General features: G+C 35.1%; 15 protein-coding genes. 9 read left to right on the top strand and 6 right to left on the bottom strand.

From position 1 onward, the window contains the following. Positions 1–11 precede the first annotated feature (11 nt). From KO527_RS21350 to KO527_RS21335, 4 genes are read left to right on the top strand one after another with little or no spacing between them, the layout of a single operon-like run. A complete protein-coding gene (locus tag KO527_RS21350; RefSeq protein WP_216042269.1) occupies positions 12–3,137 on the top strand; it encodes an efflux RND transporter permease subunit in 3,126 nt (1,041 codons plus the stop codon). A 24-nt stretch (positions 3,138–3,161) separates the two neighbouring features. Further along, on the top strand, positions 3,162–3,989 hold the full coding sequence (locus tag KO527_RS21345) for a formyltransferase family protein (RefSeq protein ID WP_216042268.1): 828 nt from the start codon (positions 3,162–3,164) through the stop codon (positions 3,987–3,989). Positions 3,990–4,030: 41 nt separating this feature from the next. After that, positions 4,031–4,741, top strand: coding sequence for a PepSY domain-containing protein (locus tag KO527_RS21340; protein WP_216042267.1), 711 nt, complete (start codon positions 4,031–4,033; stop codon positions 4,739–4,741). Next, positions 4,728–5,519 (top strand): PepSY domain-containing protein, encoded by a 792-nt coding sequence (locus tag KO527_RS21335; RefSeq protein ID WP_216042266.1) that lies wholly within the window; start codon positions 4,728–4,730, stop codon positions 5,517–5,519. Before KO527_RS21340 ends, KO527_RS21335 begins: the two co-directional genes overlap by 14 nt. Positions 5,520–5,551: 32 nt before the next feature. Here KO527_RS21335 and KO527_RS21330 read toward each other — a convergent pair whose 3' ends face one another. After that, positions 5,552–6,181, bottom strand: a complete 630-nt coding sequence (locus KO527_RS21330; protein WP_216042265.1) for a lysoplasmalogenase — start codon at positions 6,179–6,181, stop codon at positions 5,552–5,554. A gap of 158 nt (positions 6,182–6,339) precedes the next feature. After that, on the bottom strand, positions 6,340–8,415 hold the full coding sequence (locus KO527_RS21325; protein WP_216042264.1) for a S8 family serine peptidase: 2,076 nt from the start codon (positions 8,413–8,415) through the stop codon (positions 6,340–6,342). Positions 8,416–9,111: 696 nt separating this feature from the next. Between KO527_RS21325 and KO527_RS21320 the strand changes: the two genes are divergently transcribed. Beyond that, positions 9,112–10,152, top strand: a complete 1,041-nt coding sequence (locus KO527_RS21320; RefSeq protein ID WP_216042263.1) for a Glu/Leu/Phe/Val dehydrogenase — start codon at positions 9,112–9,114, stop codon at positions 10,150–10,152. A 79-nt stretch (positions 10,153–10,231) separates the two neighbouring features. Then, positions 10,232–10,885 (top strand): CatA-like O-acetyltransferase, encoded by a 654-nt coding sequence (locus tag KO527_RS21315; RefSeq protein WP_252733952.1) that lies wholly within the window; start codon positions 10,232–10,234, stop codon positions 10,883–10,885. A gap of 48 nt (positions 10,886–10,933) precedes the next feature. Here the strand turns inward: KO527_RS21315 and cmoB are convergent, their stop codons facing one another. Both cmoB and cmoA read right to left on the bottom strand, forming a co-directional pair. Then, positions 10,934–11,902: a tRNA 5-methoxyuridine(34)/uridine 5-oxyacetic acid(34) synthase CmoB gene (gene cmoB / locus KO527_RS21310; protein ID WP_216042262.1), complete on the bottom strand. Its 969-nt coding sequence runs from the start codon at positions 11,900–11,902 to the stop codon at positions 10,934–10,936. A gap of 18 nt (positions 11,903–11,920) precedes the next feature. Continuing rightward, a complete protein-coding gene (cmoA, locus tag KO527_RS21305) occupies positions 11,921–12,646 on the bottom strand; it encodes a carboxy-S-adenosyl-L-methionine synthase CmoA (RefSeq protein WP_216042261.1) in 726 nt (241 codons plus the stop codon). A gap of 170 nt (positions 12,647–12,816) precedes the next feature. Between cmoA and KO527_RS21300 the strand changes: the two genes are divergently transcribed. Both KO527_RS21300 and KO527_RS21295 read left to right on the top strand, forming a co-directional pair. After that, positions 12,817–13,506, top strand: coding sequence for a DUF3334 family protein (locus KO527_RS21300; protein ID WP_042149837.1), 690 nt, complete (start codon positions 12,817–12,819; stop codon positions 13,504–13,506). 509 nt (positions 13,507–14,015) lie between these two features. Next, on the top strand, positions 14,016–14,309 hold the full coding sequence (locus tag KO527_RS21295; RefSeq protein WP_216042260.1) for an antibiotic biosynthesis monooxygenase: 294 nt from the start codon (positions 14,016–14,018) through the stop codon (positions 14,307–14,309). 1 nt (position 14,310) lies between these two features. Here the strand turns inward: KO527_RS21295 and KO527_RS21290 are convergent, their stop codons facing one another. After that, entirely contained in the window at positions 14,311–15,078 is a 768-nt protein-coding gene (locus KO527_RS21290; RefSeq protein ID WP_216042259.1) for an enoyl-CoA hydratase-related protein, read from the bottom strand. Between the two features lie 96 nt (positions 15,079–15,174). Beyond that, positions 15,175–15,678, bottom strand: a complete 504-nt coding sequence (locus KO527_RS21285; protein WP_216042258.1) for a YgjP-like metallopeptidase domain-containing protein — start codon at positions 15,676–15,678, stop codon at positions 15,175–15,177. Between the two features lie 261 nt (positions 15,679–15,939). On the opposite strand from KO527_RS21285, the gene aspS reads away from it, so the two are divergent. Next, positions 15,940–17,718: an aspartate--tRNA ligase gene (gene aspS, locus KO527_RS21280; RefSeq protein WP_216042257.1), complete on the top strand. Its 1,779-nt coding sequence runs from the start codon at positions 15,940–15,942 to the stop codon at positions 17,716–17,718. Positions 17,719–17,775 lie beyond the last annotated feature (57 nt).

Below are 17,775 nucleotides of genomic sequence, written 5' to 3'. Positions count from 1 at the left end.
GGGGATAGCATATGATAACTTCAATTATTAAATGGTCCGTCTATAACCGTTTTTTTGTTTTATTAGCTGCAGCCATCATAGTGCTTGCAGGTTTATATTCTGTAAAAAATACGCCTGTTGATGCCTTGCCTGATTTATCAGATGTGCAGGTAATTATTAAAACAACTTATCCAGGTCAAGCACCTCAAGTTGTAGAAGACCAAGTAACTTACCCTTTAACAACAGCTATGTTATCAGTACCAGGGGCACAAACTGTAAGAGGGTATTCATTTTTTGGCGACTCTTATGTGTATGTGATTTTTGATGAAGATACAGACCTTTATTGGGCGCGTTCACGTGTACTTGAATATCTTTCTCAAGTATCACCTAATTTACCTGACAATGCCCGACCGCAGTTAGGCCCTGATGCCACTGGTGTGGGTTGGGTATATTTATATGCCTTGGTAGATAAAACGGGTAAAAATGATATTAGCCAGTTACGTAGTTTGCAAGATTGGTTTTTAAAATATGAATTGCAAACCGTTGCTGGCGTATCAGAAGTCGCGGCTTTAGGCGGTATGGTTAAACAATATCAAGTAAAAGTAGACCCAGATAAATTACGGGCTTTTGGTATTCCTTTATCTTTAATACAAACTGCAATAAAGCAAGGTAATCAAGAAATTGGTGCGTCAGTTGTTGAAATGGCTGAAGCTGAATATATGGTGCGTGCTACTGGATATATTAAAAATGAAGCTGACTTAGGTAATATTCCACTAGGTGTAAATAAAAATGGTACGCCATTACTGTTAAAAGATGTTGCAGATGTGGGCATAGGTCCACAAATGCGCCGTGGGATTGCTGAACTTAACGGTGAAGGTGAAACCGTAGGTGGCATAATTGTAATGCGCTATGGAGAAAACGCTCAAGAAGTTATAAATGGTGTGAAAGTTAAGTTAGAGCAACTTAAAAAAGGCCTACCTGAAGGTGTTGAAGTTGTAACCGTTTACGACCGAAGTGCGCTGATAGAGCGAGCGGTTGAAAATTTAACCTTTAAATTACTCGAAGAGTTTGGTGTTGTTGCACTTGTATGTATTGTGTTTTTATTTCATGTGCGTTCATCTTTAGTCGCAATTTTTAGCTTACCCGTAGGCATATTCGCAGCATTTATCGTGATGAATATGCAAGGGTTAAACGCCAATATCATGTCTTTAGGTGGTATTGCGATTGCGATAGGCGCCATGATTGATGGTGCGATAGTGATGATCGAAAATATGCATAAACATATGGAACGTACACCATTAACCAAAGAAAATCGTTGGAAGATAGTAGCTGATTCAGCATGTGAAGTTGGCCCCGCATTATTTTTTAGTTTATTGATCATTACAGTGAGCTTTGTACCAGTATTTACTTTAGAAGCGCAAGAAGGTCGTATGTTTTCACCTTTAGCTTTTACTAAAACTTATGCCATGGCAGCATCTGCTGCTTTAGCCATTACATTAGTGCCTGTTTTAATGGGTTACTTTATACGAGGTAAAGTTTTACCTGAGCATAAAAACCCAGTAAATCGTGTTTTAACCAGTATTTATTTACCTGCTTTAAAAGCGGTGCTTAACTATCCAAAAATGACCTTATTTATGGCTCTGGTGGTATTAGGTATCGGCTTATATCCCGTGAATAAAATAGGCAGTGAGTTTATACCGCCATTAGATGAAGGCGATATCATGTATATGCCAACGACTTATCCAGGTATATCTATTGGTCAAGCAAGGCAATTATTACAACAAACGGATAAGCTAATTTATACCGTACCAGAAGTGAAAAATGTATTTGGTAAAGTAGGGCGTGCAGAAACAGCAACCGATCCCGCTCCTTTGACTATGATAGAAACCTTTATTCAGTTAAAACCTCAAAGCGAATGGCGAGCGGGTATGACCACAGATAAACTTAAAGCGCAGTTAGATGCGTTAGTTAAGCTGCCCGGATTAACAAATGCTTGGGTTATGCCAATAAAAACACGAATTGATATGCTCGCTACAGGTATAAAAACCCCTGTTGGCATCAAGATCGCAGGTCCTGATTTAGCTAAAATCCAGCAAATCGGCAAGCAAGTAGAGTCAATTTTGAAAGAAGTACCTGGAACAGCTTCAGTTTATGCTGAGCGGGTTGCTGGTGGTCGATATATTAAAGTGGATATTCAACGTGAAAAAGCGGCGCGATATGGTTTAAATATCAGCGATATTCAACAAGTAGTATCAACTGCAATTGGTGGTATGAATGTATCTAAAACCGTTGAAGGTTTAGAGCGTTACCCGATAAATTTGAGGTATCCACAAGATTATAGAAACTCTCCTGAAAAGTTGAGGTTACTACCTATTGTTACGCCAACAGGGCAAAGAATTTCATTAAGTGATGTTGCTAATATATTTGTTGAAGATGGTCCGCCTGCAATTAAGAGTGAAAATGCACGGTTAAATGGCTGGGCTTTTATCGATATTGAAGGTGTTGATATCGGAAGCTATGTTGAAAATGCGCAACAAGTTGTATCTGATAAGCTAAAATTGCCAGCTGGGTATTCAATTTCTTGGTCAGGGCAATATGAATATATGTTAAGAGCAAAAGAAAAATTGCAATATGTTGTTCCTTTGACCTTATTTATCATAGTGTTATTGTTGTATATTAATTTCCGTAATTTTGTTGAAGTAGGCATTATTATGGGCACTTTACCATTGGCGATGGTAGGTAGTATTTGGCTAATGTATCTTCAAGGTTTTAACTTTTCAGTTGCAGTTGGGGTTGGATTTATTGCCCTAGCAGGTGTCGCCGTTGAAATAGGTGTAATTATGCTAGTTTATTTAAACCAAGCATATCAAAAGCTTTTAGATGATTGCCAAAACAAAGGTCTATCGGTCGATATTGAAAAGTTAAAACACGTTATTTTAGAAGGCGCAGGTATGCGAGTTAGACCTGTTATGATGACATCTTTGTCTATCATTATAGGTTTATTACCTATTTTATATGGTACAGGAACAGGCTCAGAAGTGATGAGTCGAATAGCAGCTCCTATGGTGGGTGGCATGTTAAGTGCGATGCTTTTAACATTACTTGTATTACCGGCCATATATTTTGTATGGCGTAAAAATTCGATAAATAATAATTGATGAAAATTTAGTTAAGGGAACAAAATGAATATTGCGTATTTTGGCAATGATTGGCATATAGGCTGTTTAGAAACATTTAAAAATAATGGACATTCGATTGGCCATATTTTTATAAACTCAGAGCAGCCATTTAATGTGCTGATCCGCCAATACGCATCGGATAATAATATTCCCGTGACGACAACTAAACCTGATGTCAAAACGATTGAAAGTTTATTGCAACAAGGGATCGATTGTTTGTTTTCAATAGAATATGCTTGGTTGATCCCTGTTCCTGAAAACTTATCGGATGTATTTACTATGAACGTGCATCCGAGTATGTTACCACATGGACGAGGTACGACACCTGTGAGTTGGATTATTAATTCACAAGCGCAACATGCAGGTGTGACATTTCATAAATTAACGAATGAATTTGATTCTGGTGACATTATTTATCAAAAATCACTTTCATTAGCACAGGATGAAAGCTTTGAAACTTTAATGATTAAACTTCATTTAACCATCCCGCAATTGTTAAATGAAGTATTAAGTGATTTTGAAAATTTATATCACCAAGCTAAAAAACAAGGTACTGGCAGTACTTGGCCCAAGATAGAAATAAATGATCGCGTTATCAATTGGAATATGACTACAAAGCAGATAAAAGGGCTATCAGCAGCCTGTGGCCGGTTTGGTGTTGTAGCGCGACTTAATAATGAAACCTTATTAGTTAATAACATTGAGCTAGGTCAAATCACACATGAGTACCTAAACGGTACAATAATCAAAGAGGATGACGATACGATTGTTGTCGCAGTTAGTGATGGTTTTGTGATCTTAATGAAACGAAATATCATAGAAAGAATATAAAAATACTTTGTAGTAAATGAAAAAGGATTTAACAACATAATATGACCTTGTTTAAAATAAACCGTAAATTACATAAATGGTTAATGCTTTTTTTAGGCATTCAATTTGTGGTTTGGTCTGTTACCGGTGCATATATGGTTATATTTGATATTGATTATATACATGGGGATAGCCTAGTAACTCAGCATCAAACTCCTATAGATGTTAATAAAATTAATATCAGCCTGACAGACGTGATAAAAAAGTATCCTAATGCACAAAATATCGAGCTCGCTGTATTAATTGATTTACCTGTATATAGATTTAAAAATGGGCATATAGATATGATGCTAAATGCTAGTTCGGGTGAGGTATTGTCACCTATAAATGAAGTGATGGCAGCTAAGATTGCCAAGCATTATTATTCGGCTGATGATGTTATATCAGAAATTGAATTGCTTACAGACCACGCCCCTTTTGAGTTAAGCAAACGGCATTTGCCAGCTTATCGTATTAATTTTGAGGCATTTGCTAGCCCATCACTTTATATCAATGCTTATTCAGGGAAAGTAGTTACTAAACGTCATGAATTTTGGCGATTGTTTGATTGGATGTTTAGGTTTCATATTGCAGATTATCAAGATGGAGAACCAGATAACTTATTACTTCTTTGGTTTTCAATATTAGGCTTGTTCGCCGCACTAACAGGATTTGTGTTGACGTATTATCGCGTTATCAAAAATAAACGGAAGCGTTCAAATGCGATTTATTAAATTAATACATAAATGGACGTCTTTATTTGTTGGTATTCAGCTAATGCTTTGGTTAGTCAGTGGTTTTTATTTTAATATAATGGATCATGATAAAGTCAGAGGAAATCAATATAGAGAGCAATTAAAACTAGCACCCGTGGTTTATTCAAATATGAATAATACTCCATTTATTGATCCTAAAAGAATTTTAGCTGAATTTGAAAACTCACAAAGCTTAACAATAGTCTCGGTATTAGATAAGCCTTATTATCTATTAACCCACCAAACGGGCTTGTATCACCATTTTTATAATAAACAGTCATTAGTAAATACCTTTACAGGTAAAGAAGTGATTGTTGATCAGGAAATGGCATCTAAAATAGCTAAGACGTCTTATAATGGCCCAGGTACAATACAGTCTGTTACCTTGCAAAAACCACCTATAGAAGATATTCCAAAAGAAAAAAATACAGTTTGGCAGATTAACTTTAAAGATAACGTGAATACCAGTGTGTATGTTAATGCCAGCTCTGGCCGATTAATAAAACATAGTGATGATGATAAACGTTTTGCTGACTTCTTTTTCATGTTGCACTTTATGGATTATGCAGGTGAGGGTAGTTTTAATAATTGGCAAATTATCTTATTTTCTATTATTACACTTTGGTTGGTTTTATCAGGGTTTATTTGGACAGTAGAACTTGGTTTTAAAGGGCATTATAAATTTAGCTTTGTAATGAATAAGAATAAAAATCGAGATATAAAAAACTTGCCAGTATCTCACGCTACTATAAAGTAGCGTGTATATTTAACTTAGTCAGAATGAATCATTTATTTTAGTGAAAGCACTATGAAAGTTTGCGCTATATAATAGGTACTCAGTACAGCGGGTTGTGCAAATTTAAATGTTTTTACAAAACGTGCGAATGCTAAAATAGAATCTGACAACATAAACCAAATAGCGCCTATTAATACCATTAAGCTATTAGTTGTTAATGCTGTTTGATAAAACATATCAGCAGTGATCACCATAGCTTGTAGCACTAACGCATAAATTAATACCGGAATTTTTAAATTACCTGTTTTTGGTAATAAAACCGTTAAATATCCTATACCTATTAATGTAATTGGAATAATGGCATACAAATTTAAGTCAATTTTTGCAGAGTCTAAAAAAGCCACAATATAAAAAATATGCGCTATCAAAAAGCTCACTAAACCTTGCATAAATTTATCGGATTTGAGCATTAAAAATATATCGCCAATTAAAGAAAATAATAATCCAAAAATAATTAACAATGCATAGTACTGAAGCTCAAACTCCGTTAAATATAGCGCTAAGCTCAATATGGTTAATGTAGTGAGTGGTTTTAAAATATAGCAAAAGTGGGTTTTATGATAATGATCAGCAATGATATGACATAAGCCAAAGAGTGTTATAAAAGTTAGAAATAGCAGCATATTGTTATTCTTATTGTTGGTTTGTCTCTAAATTAGAGTTTTTATAATATTTTTATTGTAGTGTTTTTGCTCTATATTTGTCTTCACTTTTTTTTTAAAAATAAAAAAGCACGATAAAATCGTGCTTTAAGGGAAATTTAAATTTTAACTAATAAAAACTATTGGCAAGAACCTAAGTTACTCCATACTTGCCATTGACCTGAATTTTGCTCTGGATTTTCATCTTGGCTCCACCAGTTGTTTTTGTATTTATTACCATTGTAGGCAACGGTTGTGCCTGATTGGTAAGCTGTACTTGCAGACCAAGTCACAATACCAGAACACCCTTGAGTCACTTCAGATACATTTACTGATTTTGTATAAGTATCTGATTTGTTGCCTGCATCTGAAACTGTTAATGATACTTGATAAGCACCTGATGATGCATATGTATGGCTTGGGTTTTTACTAGAAGAAGTATTACCATCGCCAAAATTCCAAGAATAAGCAGTTACGCCTTTATCATCACTTGAACTGTCAGTAAAGTTTGCTGTTAGCTGTGAAGTAGATACACTAAAACTTGCTTTAGGTGCTTGGTTTTCACCTGGTCCGCCAGTTGTACATTCACCTTGATCTTGCCAAACATTTGTGTAAACAGTAGGTTTAGCCCCTGTTGACCACCAAGTCGCTTTGTATTTACGGTTATTATAAGATGCTAAATCATCTATTTGATAGTTAGTTGTAGGACTCCAAGCTGTATAGCCGTCACAAGTTTCACTTACAGTACCGATAGTAACTTTACTTGTTTTACTGCCTGTTTGATTGATTGTATCTGTCACAGTGAGTGTTACAGTGTAGTCGCCGTCCGCAGAATAGGTATGCGTTGGGTTTTTCGAGTTCGAACTTGAGCCATCACCAAAGTTCCACGCGTAACTGTTTATACCTTTATCATCTGTAGAGTTATCATTAAAACTAACTGATTTACCACTGACTGAATGACTAAAGTTAGCAACAGGTTTTTCATCTGGCGTTACTGTGCCACAGTTGTTTAAATAATCACTGGCATCTTTTGCTTTTACAATACCATGACCATAAGATGTATCTCGACCAGAAGCACCTTTATCTTGTGCTGTCGCATTTAAGCCATTTCTAATTTGTTTATTTGAACAGTTTAAATTATTTGACCAAACAAGCGCAGCTACACCAGAAACATGTGGTGTCGCCATTGAAGTTCCGCTTATTGATTTATAGGCGTTATTATTCCAAGTCGAGTTTACACCTACACCAGGTGCAGCAATTTCAACTTGAGAGTTATATTGAGAGAAAGAAGCTTTGGTACCAGAGCTGTCTACAGCTGCTACAGATACAACAGAATCATAAGATGCCGGATACGACATACTTGAATTGCCATCATTACCTGCGGCGGCAATATGTAACATGCCACGGTTATAGCTATTATCAAATGCTTGTTTTTCAGCAGTAGATGAGCCACCACCACCTAAGCTCATGCTAGTAATATTTGCACCAGCTGCCTCACATTGGCCAATAGCTGCAATTAAATCAGAACCATATGCCCAACGTCCAGAATCGTTAAATACTTTTACGATATGTAAGCCTAATTGACCAGAAGGATTAACACCAACTACGCCTTTGTTGTTACCGCCAATCGCTGCAATCGTACCTGCCACATGAGTACCATGGCCATTGCCATCGTTATACCAATTACCAGTATCATTTGAGCCATAACCATCATCGCCTGTCACACCTGAATTTGGCAGATCTGGATGATTTAATGTGTAACCAGTATCCATAATACATACTTTTATTTGATTACTTTGAGCATCAGAAAGCTGTTGCGCTTGCACCATAGAAATACCATACGGTGTAGATTCAGAAGAAATGTAACGTTTAGGATCGACTTCAACCAAGCTAACATTATCATCTTTAAGTAAAGCTGCTTTTTGCTGTGCATTTAACTCAACTGCAATCGCATTAATATCTGACAGCGTATGAACTAGTTTTGCATTTACATTATTGGCAGTTGTTTGCATTAATGAAAGTTTTGCAGCTTGTACCTTATGGGCAGACTGAGCTGTAGATTGTGCCTTAAAGATAGCGCTGTCATTTAGGTGCACAATAAATCGTTGAGTGCTATCTGTTGATTCTAATTGAGCGCTTGTACTCGCTTGAATGCCTGATGTTATGAGAGATAAGGCAAACCCTGTAGCTAAACTTATTTTAGTTTTATTATTCATTTCTCTAAGATCTCTGTATTATTTTAAAATTGCATTTCATTATTCTGAATATGCATAGGAACCAAGTTAAATGTTAAATTGGTGTTAACTAATAAATAGCCTTTTTGTACTTGTGTCAAATTTGGGTAATTTGTTTTTTTTATATATTTAGAGGTATAAGTTTTTTATTTTTTATTTATATCTTATTGTACCTATTTTTATACAGTTGGATTTTGTTTTAACTTGTTAATTTAAAATGGATTAACTACTAGGCTATGGTTTTATGTCAATTTTTAGTTGTTTGTGTAATTAAATTTAAACAGAAGACTCTGGAATTTATTTATCTAAGCTATAAATATTTAGAATATTAAAATGCAACAATTTTAATTTTTATACTGAAGTTATTTAAATTGTGTAACGCAGAATTGACATAAATTTTTAATGATAAAACTCTTCAAGCAATTTTAAATTAACAACCAACAAAATTGAATAATAAATCCATATTAATAAGCAGTATCGCATTATATATGTATAAAAATACTTTTTTATTGGGTTTATTAGAGGTTTTTATTTCTAAACTAGCTTGTTATCCTAAAAAGTAGCAAGCGAGTAAAGTAAATGATAGAGTCCTCTCAATCGCAATAAATCAGTAAAAGCACCTAGTTGATACTAAACTTAATATGGGTTTAGGGGCGCACTTAACTTCGGAGAATAAAAGTGACTGTATTTAATCAAGTTGAATTTGATAACCATGAACAAGTGGTTTTTTGTTCTGACAAAGAGTCAGGCTTAAAAGCCATTATCGCAGTACATAATACTAAACTCGGTCCTGCTGTTGGTGGTTGTCGCTTATGGGACTATGCTAGCGATGAAGATGCTGTTTATGACGTACTGCGTTTATCAAAAGGGATGACTTATAAAAATGCAGTTGCAAGATTACCATTTGGTGGCGGTAAATCGGTTATTATTGGCGATGCAAAAAAAATAAAATCAGAAGCGCTTTTTAGAGCATTTGGTCGTCAACTTGAACGCTTAAGTGGTAGTTATTATTCCGCAGAAGATGTAAACATCACTACTGGTGATGTTGCTATTATGAATAAAGAAACTAATTATGTATTAGGCCTTGAAGGAAAAAGTGGTAATCCATCACCTTTTACAGCTTTAGGTACATTTTTAGGTATTAAAGCGGCTTTTAAACATTTAAATGGCCATGAGGATTTAAGCGGTGTTAAAGTTGCTGTTCAAGGATTAGGCGCTGTCGCTTATGGTTTATGTAAACATTTACATTCAGTAGGCGCCGAATTATTTGTAACAGATATAAATCAAGCTTCTATCGATCGCGTGGTTAATGATTTTAATGCAAAGGCTGTCGGTATTGATGAAATTTACGACTTAGATGTTGATGTGTATGCGCCATGTGCATTAGGTGCAACAGTTAATGATGAAACCATTCCTCGCATTAAAGCTAAAATCATAGCGGGTTGTGCAAACAATCAACTTGCGGAATGCCGCCACGGTGAAATATTACGTGAAAAAGGCGTATTATATGCCCCTGATTATGTGATTAATGCGGGCGGTATTATTAATGTTTGGTATGAAACACATGAAGGCGGTTATAATGAAGCTGCTTCAACTAAACATGTTGAAGGTATTTATAATACGTTATGTGAAATATTTGACCGCTCTAAAATTGAGCAAAAATCGACTCACTTAATTGCAGATGAATTAGCGCAAGAAATCATAAAAAACGGTTTATAAAACATGCTTAATTTCATGTAAAATGATGTAATACTTTAAAATCCTCGTAAATTACGGGGATTTTGTTTTTGGAATGAATATGAATAATGTGACAAAAATTGATTTAAAAACTTGGCCACGAGCACAACATTTTGAGTTTTTTAAAGGTTTTTCTGATCCTTATTTTAATATTACAGTAAATTTGAATGTGAAAGACTTATTTGTATTTGCAAAAAATAATAGACTTTCCTTTTTTCACAGCTATTTATTTTTAACACTTAAAGCGGCTAATAATTATCAACCTATGTGTTTGCGTATAAAGAATGATGATGCATTGGCAGTTAAACCAGTCAATGCCAGTGTTGTGCAATTATGTGAAGATGAGTCTTTTAGATTTAGTTATATTGATTATGACAACAACTTTAATCAGTTTGATAGCAAAGCAAAATTAGCTGCAGATAAGGCTAAACGAGCTGATTTTATCTCAAATGACTTTAATAATAATGAAGGTCAATTAAATACTTTACATATTTCGGTATTACCTTGGCTGAATTTTACTTCATTTAAACACGCAACACACTTACCAAATGAGTTAGGAATTCCTAAATTGGTCTATGGTGAATATGATAAAAGCAGTGGCATGATGCCACTGTCGATAGAAGTGCATCATGCCCTAATGGATGGTGTTCATGTTGCTAAGTTTGTTAAGCTGCTGCAAAGTTATTTTGATGAACCCAATCTTAATTTAGGGTGAAATAATTTACGCGACTAAAGTCCCGTCTACAGTAGCTGCACTGTTTCACTATACTTTAGCAATAAATATCGCTCTAAGTGGAGCAGGGTAGCCTTCAACTGTTTTTGATCTATCGTTAGGATCTAAAAAGTCTTCTAAGGACTCTGTTTCCATCCAATCGGTAGCTCTTTGTTCACCTAAAGAGGTCGTATCTTCGTTTACTACTTTGATATCTTTAAATCCGACACGTGTCATCCATAACTTTAACGCTTCACAACTTGGTATATACCAAACGTTACGCATTTTTGCATAACGATCTGTCGGCATTAATACAGCTTGTTCGTCACCTTCAATTACTAAGGTTTCTAATATTAACTCGCCGCCAGGTTTTAATTGGGCTTTTAGCTGTGCTAAAAAGTCAATTGGTGAACGGCGGTGATATAAAACACCCATAGAAAACACAGTATCAAAGGCTTTTAATTCAGGTAATGCCTCTACACCTACAGGGATCAAATGAACTTTAGGATCTGGATTAAAGTGTTTGATAGCATGGAACTGACATAAAAATAAATCAGTTGGGTCGATACCAACAACTAAGTTAGCGCCTTCACCACGCATTCGCCATAAGTGATAACCACTGCCACAACCAATATCAAGCACAGTTTTACCTTCAAGAGGAGAGATATGCTGTAATAAACGGTCCCACTTCCAATCACTTCGCCATTCAGTATCAATATGAATGCCATGAATATGATAAGGCCCTTTACGCCAAGGCATCATGCGTTTTAATAAGTGCGTAATTTTTTTATCATGACCAATTGATAACTCATCTGCAGTGCCAAATTCAACTTTATCGGTGATATTAATATGTTTGGTATTAGTTTTAGGTAAGTTTTTTAAAACTTTTTCCCATTTTGGTAAGTCACCATGTGCAGCCTCATATTGCCACTCTCGTAGCTGAGTAGGTAGCGTTTCTAGCCAAGGACTCAGCTCTGTTTGCGCAATTTGGGCGTAAAACTCTTTAAATTTATTGTTCATGTTTAAACTTATCCTAAACTATTTAATTGCTATTAAAGAGCAAAAATTGAAACACTGATACCAGACTTGTGTTTGAGAGAAACCGATGTTTTGTAATCGGGTTAAATGGCTACTTAAAGTATCGGGCTGCATTACATTTTCAATTGCAGTGCGTTTTTGGCTAATTTCAAGCTCAGAATAACCATTTGCACGTTTAAAGTCGTGGTGTAGATCTATGAGCAATTCGTTGGTTTGCTCATTTTCGCCACGGATTTTTTCACTTAATAATAATATGCCGCCCGGCTTAAGGCCTTTGTATATTTGTTCAAGTAAAGCAAGGCGTTGCTCTTTAGGTATAAATTGCAACGTGAAGTTTAGTACAACAACCGACGCATCTTTTATTTCACACTGGGTGATATCACCTAATTTAACCTCAACAGGGATATCAGAGCGAAAACCCTCTAAATGTAATTTACAACGTTCAACCATAGGTTGTGAGTTATCTAATGCAATTATTTGGCAGTTATCTTTGTTGATATTGCGGCGCATAGTTAAAGTGACAGCGCCTAAAGAGCAACCTAAATCATAAATATTAGAGTTGTTTTGTGCATACTGACCAGCAAGTTTGCCCATAGTACTGACTATTGTTGTATAGCCAGGAACTGAGCGTTGGATCATATCAGGGAATACTTCGACCACTTTTGCATCAAAACTAAAATCTTCTACTGCTTGTTTATCAGCATATATGTTGTCTTTAATTGTCACTTTTTCAACTCACTTAATATTAATAACGCTATTTTACGCATTTTGTTTTGATTAGTCAGCGTTAAAGTGAGATTTATCACTTTGGAATATTTATGGTCCTAGCATTCAATTTCACTAAAAGTAGGTTACACTTCTAATAGTTGAGTAAAATCATGTTCTAGAGAGGATAAATGAAAAAGAATAAAACAATCACAACTGATGATATTCTCGTAACCTTATGTCAGTCATTTACAGAGGTTTTATCTACAGCCAGTGGTAATAAAATAAGTTACTCTGCTATGGTGCAAAAAATAACCAGAACATGTTTACGACCAGATATTGGGTGTTTTGTATTGTTTGATGGTGGTTTTAACGGCATTGTAGTATCAAATTTCACTGCACAAGCTGCAATGGAAATTTACCAAGACTATATGCGTAATATGGGTATGCCAGAGTCTGAAATTGCCAGTAGCCATATGTCAGATGATGTTTCAAATGTCATGGGCGAATTAATGAACCAGATCGTAGGTGATTTCACAGGTAAAGTCAGAGAGCAATTGCATACTTCCATTACGCAAAATCAACCTAAAATGATGGCTATCAATAAGTTAGTTCAAATTTCTGTAGATACTGCGATGGATAGACCTCAAGCAAGACGAGTTACTTTTACAACTAAAAATCAAAATATATTTTATCTTGAACTTGCTATGGATAAAACAGAATTTATTAAATTACATGATTTTGATATCGCTGAAGCAATCGATCCTGATGAAGTGATAGAGCGTGAAGCTAAAAATAATAAAGCTGCTGCTAAAGTAAAAGATGAAGCACCTGCTGTCGATGATATTGATGACGACTTCATGGCTGAATTAGGACTTTAAAGCTTAACTTAAATAAAGTTCACTTATTACTTACTTTTTGTAGTAAGTGAACCATTAATTCTTATTAATATTAACTCTATTCATCTAAAATTATCTAGTTCTGCCTAACGCCATATTCAAATATATATTTATTATACTAATCAATAAGTATTATTTACTTACATTAACTTAAAATACTCTGGCTATATTTTATTAAATAAGTTAAACAATACCAATTGTACTAATTAATTTTCCATTCAGCGGGAGTTAAAAGCGCTTTAGACAAGGCAAATAATTGAAGTCATAGTTATTCTATTTCAAAATTATTTAACGCAGTATAAATCGTTTTCAAACCCGGCTTACAGGAGCCTCTGGGGATTTACACTTCGTTGTTATGTTATCTTTTAAGGGAATAGCCATTACTGCGATAACATGCCTAGAATTGAAAACCCCCAAAAGCTCTGAGTGGGTACTTACTTAATACAATTGGTATAATATAGGTATACAAAGCTATTGTTTGGAGAAATATTATGATCAAAGTAATTATTGAACGCATTATCGCAGATGATATGGAATCAACTTATGATGCGCAATTGAAAAATACACTGACAGCTGTGATGGGTGCTAAAGGATTTATTTCTGGTACTTCTTATGTAGATATAAATAATAAAAATAAGCGCACAATTATAACAGATTGGCAAAACATAGAGTGCTGGAAACGTTGGCATAAATCAGAAGTAAGAAGTGATGCGAATAGCCAGATACGTTTAATGTTAGCCCAAGAGGAAGTGGTTAAAACATTAGAGTCTCAACCACTGGCATAGCTCAATTAAAATTAGGTTGTCGTTTTTCGATACAAGCGGTTATGGCTTCTTTTGCTTCGGGAGATTGCAACCTTTGAATAAATAACTCCCCCTCACCTAAAATTGTTTGTTCGATTTGATTTACAATATTTGCCTTCATAATTTGTTTCGCGGCTTGTATTGATGCTGGTGGCTGACGTGCCATTTTTTTAGCTATATCAAGCGTGCTTTGTAAACATTCTCCTGTATTACATACTTGATTGATTATATCGAAATCTTGCGCTTGGTTTTCATTAAAGTTTTCGCCAAGCATCAATAGTTGTGCACTTTTTCTTTGGCCAATTAACATGGGCAAGATTAAACTTGAGCCACCTTCAGGCGTACAACCTAAACTGACAAATGGCATTTTAAATACTGATTCTTTGGCTGCAATAACGTAATCACAATGTAGTAGCATGGTTGTGCCAATACCGATAGCAGAACCTGATACGCCAGCGATTAACGGTTTTGAAAGTCGATTTAAAGTAAGTAAAAATATAAACGCGCTTGCTTGAGTATTGGTAGGGGGGTTATTTATAAAATCGTTTAAGTCGTTACCGGCACAAAAATCATTTTCATCACCTGTGATCATAATGACGTGGATATTACTGTCTTGTTCAGCATCAAGTAAAAACTGCGTTAAATCTTGATACATTTGCTCAGTAAGTGCATTTTTGTATTTAGGACGGTTAAACTGAATATGCCTTATATTATTATTAATTGTTTCGGCAATGATTAATGCTTGGCTCATATCTGGACCTATAAAAAATTAATCTATTAGTTAAGTGTTCAGATTAATATTAAGTTTTAAATAAAGCAAACATGTTTAAAAAAACATCATCAAAAACTAAAAAAGGCACTCTCCCTGATCAATTAAAACTAAGAATAAACGCATATCGAGCTCAACTTGATGGTATTGTGGTTGCATATGCTCGCATAATTTATAAAAAGCTTTGTTATGATCTTTTTCTTTAAAATGAGCCAGTTCATGTACTACCAGCATTTTTAGCATTTCATCAGGTGCAGATTTTAGGCTTTGTGCGATCCTTATTTCATGTTTACTTTTTAGCTTGCCGCCGTGATTTCTGCTGACAAATGTATGAGTGCCAAGTGCATTTTGAATTAAGTCTTTTTGCTTCTCATATAAGGCTTTGCTGATTTGAGGCGTATTACGTAAGTATTGTTGTTTTAAATCATTCGCATATTGATAAAGCGCTTTATCAGAATTGATATTGTGGGGGGTGGGGTATTTATTCAATAAATAGGTTTTAACTTTATTATTGTTAATAAGTTGCATTACTTGGTTCTGAATATTTTCTGGATAATGTAAAAAGTACTTGTTTGCAGACATGCTAATTCCTCAAAAAAGGAATTATATCTGATTTTGTTAAATTATGAATTATATTGATTGAAACTTTAATTCAGTTTTTTATAGGATGGATCCGAAATCACTTTTTTAAATTTAAAATACTTGATTAAATAAAATGACTTAAACCTAATAAATACTCCCCTTTAACTCTTGCGTAGATGCTCGCATTTATGTGTTATTTGGGTATAATCAGCAGCAATTATTTATAACAACTCATCAGGTCATTTGACTGATAGGAAAACTATGCGCTCGATATACTGCGGACAATTAAACAATACTCATGTAGATCAAACTGTTGAACTATGTGGCTGGATCAATAAACGTCGTGATTTAGGCGGCTTAATCTTTGTAGACTTAAGAGACAGAGAAGGTATTGTACAAGTAGTTTTTGATCCTGATGTTGCTGGTTTAATGGATAATGCAACGAATTTACGTAATGAATTTTGTGTGAAGTTAACGGGTATTGTACGTGCTCGTCCTGAAAGTCAAATCAACAAAGATATGGCAACGGGTGAAGTTGAGATTTTAGGTAAAAGCCTGGAGATCATTAACCGTTCTGAGCCATTACCATTAGATTTTAATCAGAAAAACTCTGAAGAAATGCGTCTAAAATACAGATATTTAGATTTACGTCGTATCGAAATGAGCGATCGTATTAAATTACGTGCAAAAGCTAGCAGCTTTGTTCGTAATTTCTTAGACAGTAATGAATTCTTAGATATTGAAACACCTGTACTAACTAAAGCAACACCTGAAGGTGCCCGTGATTACTTAGTTCCAAGTCGTGTTCACAAAGGTTCTTTTTACGCTTTACCTCAGTCACCTCAGTTATTTAAACAAATGTTAATGATGTCTGGTTTTGATCGTTATTATCAAATTGTAAAATGTTTCCGTGATGAAGATTTACGTGCTGATCGTCAGCCTGAATTTACGCAAATAGATATCGAAACGTCATTCATGAGCTCAGATCAAGTTCGTGCTATGACAGAAAAACTGATCACTGAAATGTGGCAGTCATTACTTAATGTTGATTTAGGTGCTTTCCCGGTAATGCCTTATTACGAGGCGATGACTCGTTACGGTTCTGATAAGCCTGATTTACGTAATCCATTAGAGCTAATCGACGTAGCTGATTTAATGAAAGATGTTGAGTTTAAAGTATTCTCAGGTCCTGCTAATGATGAAAAAGGCCGTGTTGCAGTTTTAAGCGTACCAGGTGGTGCACAGTTATCTCGTAAGCAATTAGATGAATACACTAAATTCATCGGTATCTACGGTGCTAAAGGTTTAGCATGGATGAAAATTAAAGATCGTGATGCAGGTGTTGAAGGCATTCAATCTCCAGTTGCAAAGTTCTTAAATGAAGATGTGATCAACGCATTACTTGAGCGCACAAATGCACAAACTGGCGATATCATCCTATTTGGTGCTGATAAAACAAATGTTGTAAACGAAGCTATGGGCGCGTTACGTCTTAAGATTGGTTTAGACCTTGAATTAACAGATTTAAATAAATGGGCACCACTTTGGGTTGTTGATTTCCCAATGTTTGAAGAAGATGATGAAGGTACACTTCACGCAGTTCACCATCCATTTACGGCACCTAAAGATATGACAGCTGAAGAATTAGAAGCAAATCCTGCTTCTGCAATCTCAGATGCATACGATATGGTATTAAATGGTTATGAAGTTGGTGGTGGTTCGGTTCGTATCCATAACACTGATATGCAAGCTGTAGCTTTCCGTATTTTAGGTATTGAAGCACAAGAGCAAGAAGACAAATTTGGTTTCTTACTTGATGCATTAAAATACGGTACGCCACCTCATGCTGGTTTAGCATTTGGTTTAGACCGTTTAGCAATGTTGTTATGCGGTACTGATAATATCCGTGACGTGATTGCTTTCCCTAAAACAACACAAGCATCTTGTTTATTAACAAATGCACCAAGTAAAGCAAACCCTGATTCATTAGTTGAATTAGCTGTTGCTGTCGCTTTACCTGAAACTGACAAGTCTGAATAATTAGTTTAAATTTCAGATAGCAAAAAGGCGACTTAGGTCGCCTTTTTTAGTTTTTAA

Source organism: Pseudoalteromonas sp. C2R02 (genome assembly GCF_018860845.1).
In the GTDB taxonomy this organism is placed as follows: Bacteria; Pseudomonadota; Gammaproteobacteria; order Enterobacterales; family Alteromonadaceae; genus Pseudoalteromonas.
Note: the sequence above shows the minus strand (reverse complement) of the source record. Positions and strands in the feature narration are given on the sequence as shown.

Coding starts and splice junctions, on each gene's coding strand:
- KO527_RS21350 (WP_216042269.1), top strand. CDS start 12: ATGATAACTTCAATTATTAAATGGTCCGTCTATAACCGTTTTTTTGTT.
- KO527_RS21345 (WP_216042268.1), top strand. CDS start 3,162: ATGAATATTGCGTATTTTGGCAATGATTGGCATATAGGCTGTTTAGAA.
- KO527_RS21340 (WP_216042267.1), top strand. CDS start 4,031: ATGACCTTGTTTAAAATAAACCGTAAATTACATAAATGGTTAATGCTT.
- KO527_RS21335 (WP_216042266.1), top strand. CDS start 4,728: ATGCGATTTATTAAATTAATACATAAATGGACGTCTTTATTTGTTGGT.
- KO527_RS21330 (WP_216042265.1), bottom strand. CDS start 6,181: ATGCTGCTATTTCTAACTTTTATAACACTCTTTGGCTTATGTCATATC.
- KO527_RS21325 (WP_216042264.1), bottom strand. CDS start 8,415: ATGAATAATAAAACTAAAATAAGTTTAGCTACAGGGTTTGCCTTATCT.
- KO527_RS21315 (WP_252733952.1), top strand. CDS start 10,232: ATGAATAATGTGACAAAAATTGATTTAAAAACTTGGCCACGAGCACAA.
- cmoB (WP_216042262.1), bottom strand. CDS start 11,902: ATGAACAATAAATTTAAAGAGTTTTACGCCCAAATTGCGCAAACAGAG.
- KO527_RS21300 (WP_042149837.1), top strand. CDS start 12,817: ATGAAAAAGAATAAAACAATCACAACTGATGATATTCTCGTAACCTTA.
- KO527_RS21295 (WP_216042260.1), top strand. CDS start 14,016: ATGATCAAAGTAATTATTGAACGCATTATCGCAGATGATATGGAATCA.
- KO527_RS21290 (WP_216042259.1), bottom strand. CDS start 15,078: ATGAGCCAAGCATTAATCATTGCCGAAACAATTAATAATAATATAAGG.
- KO527_RS21285 (WP_216042258.1), bottom strand. CDS start 15,678: ATGTCTGCAAACAAGTACTTTTTACATTATCCAGAAAATATTCAGAAC.
- aspS (WP_216042257.1), top strand. CDS start 15,940: ATGCGCTCGATATACTGCGGACAATTAAACAATACTCATGTAGATCAA.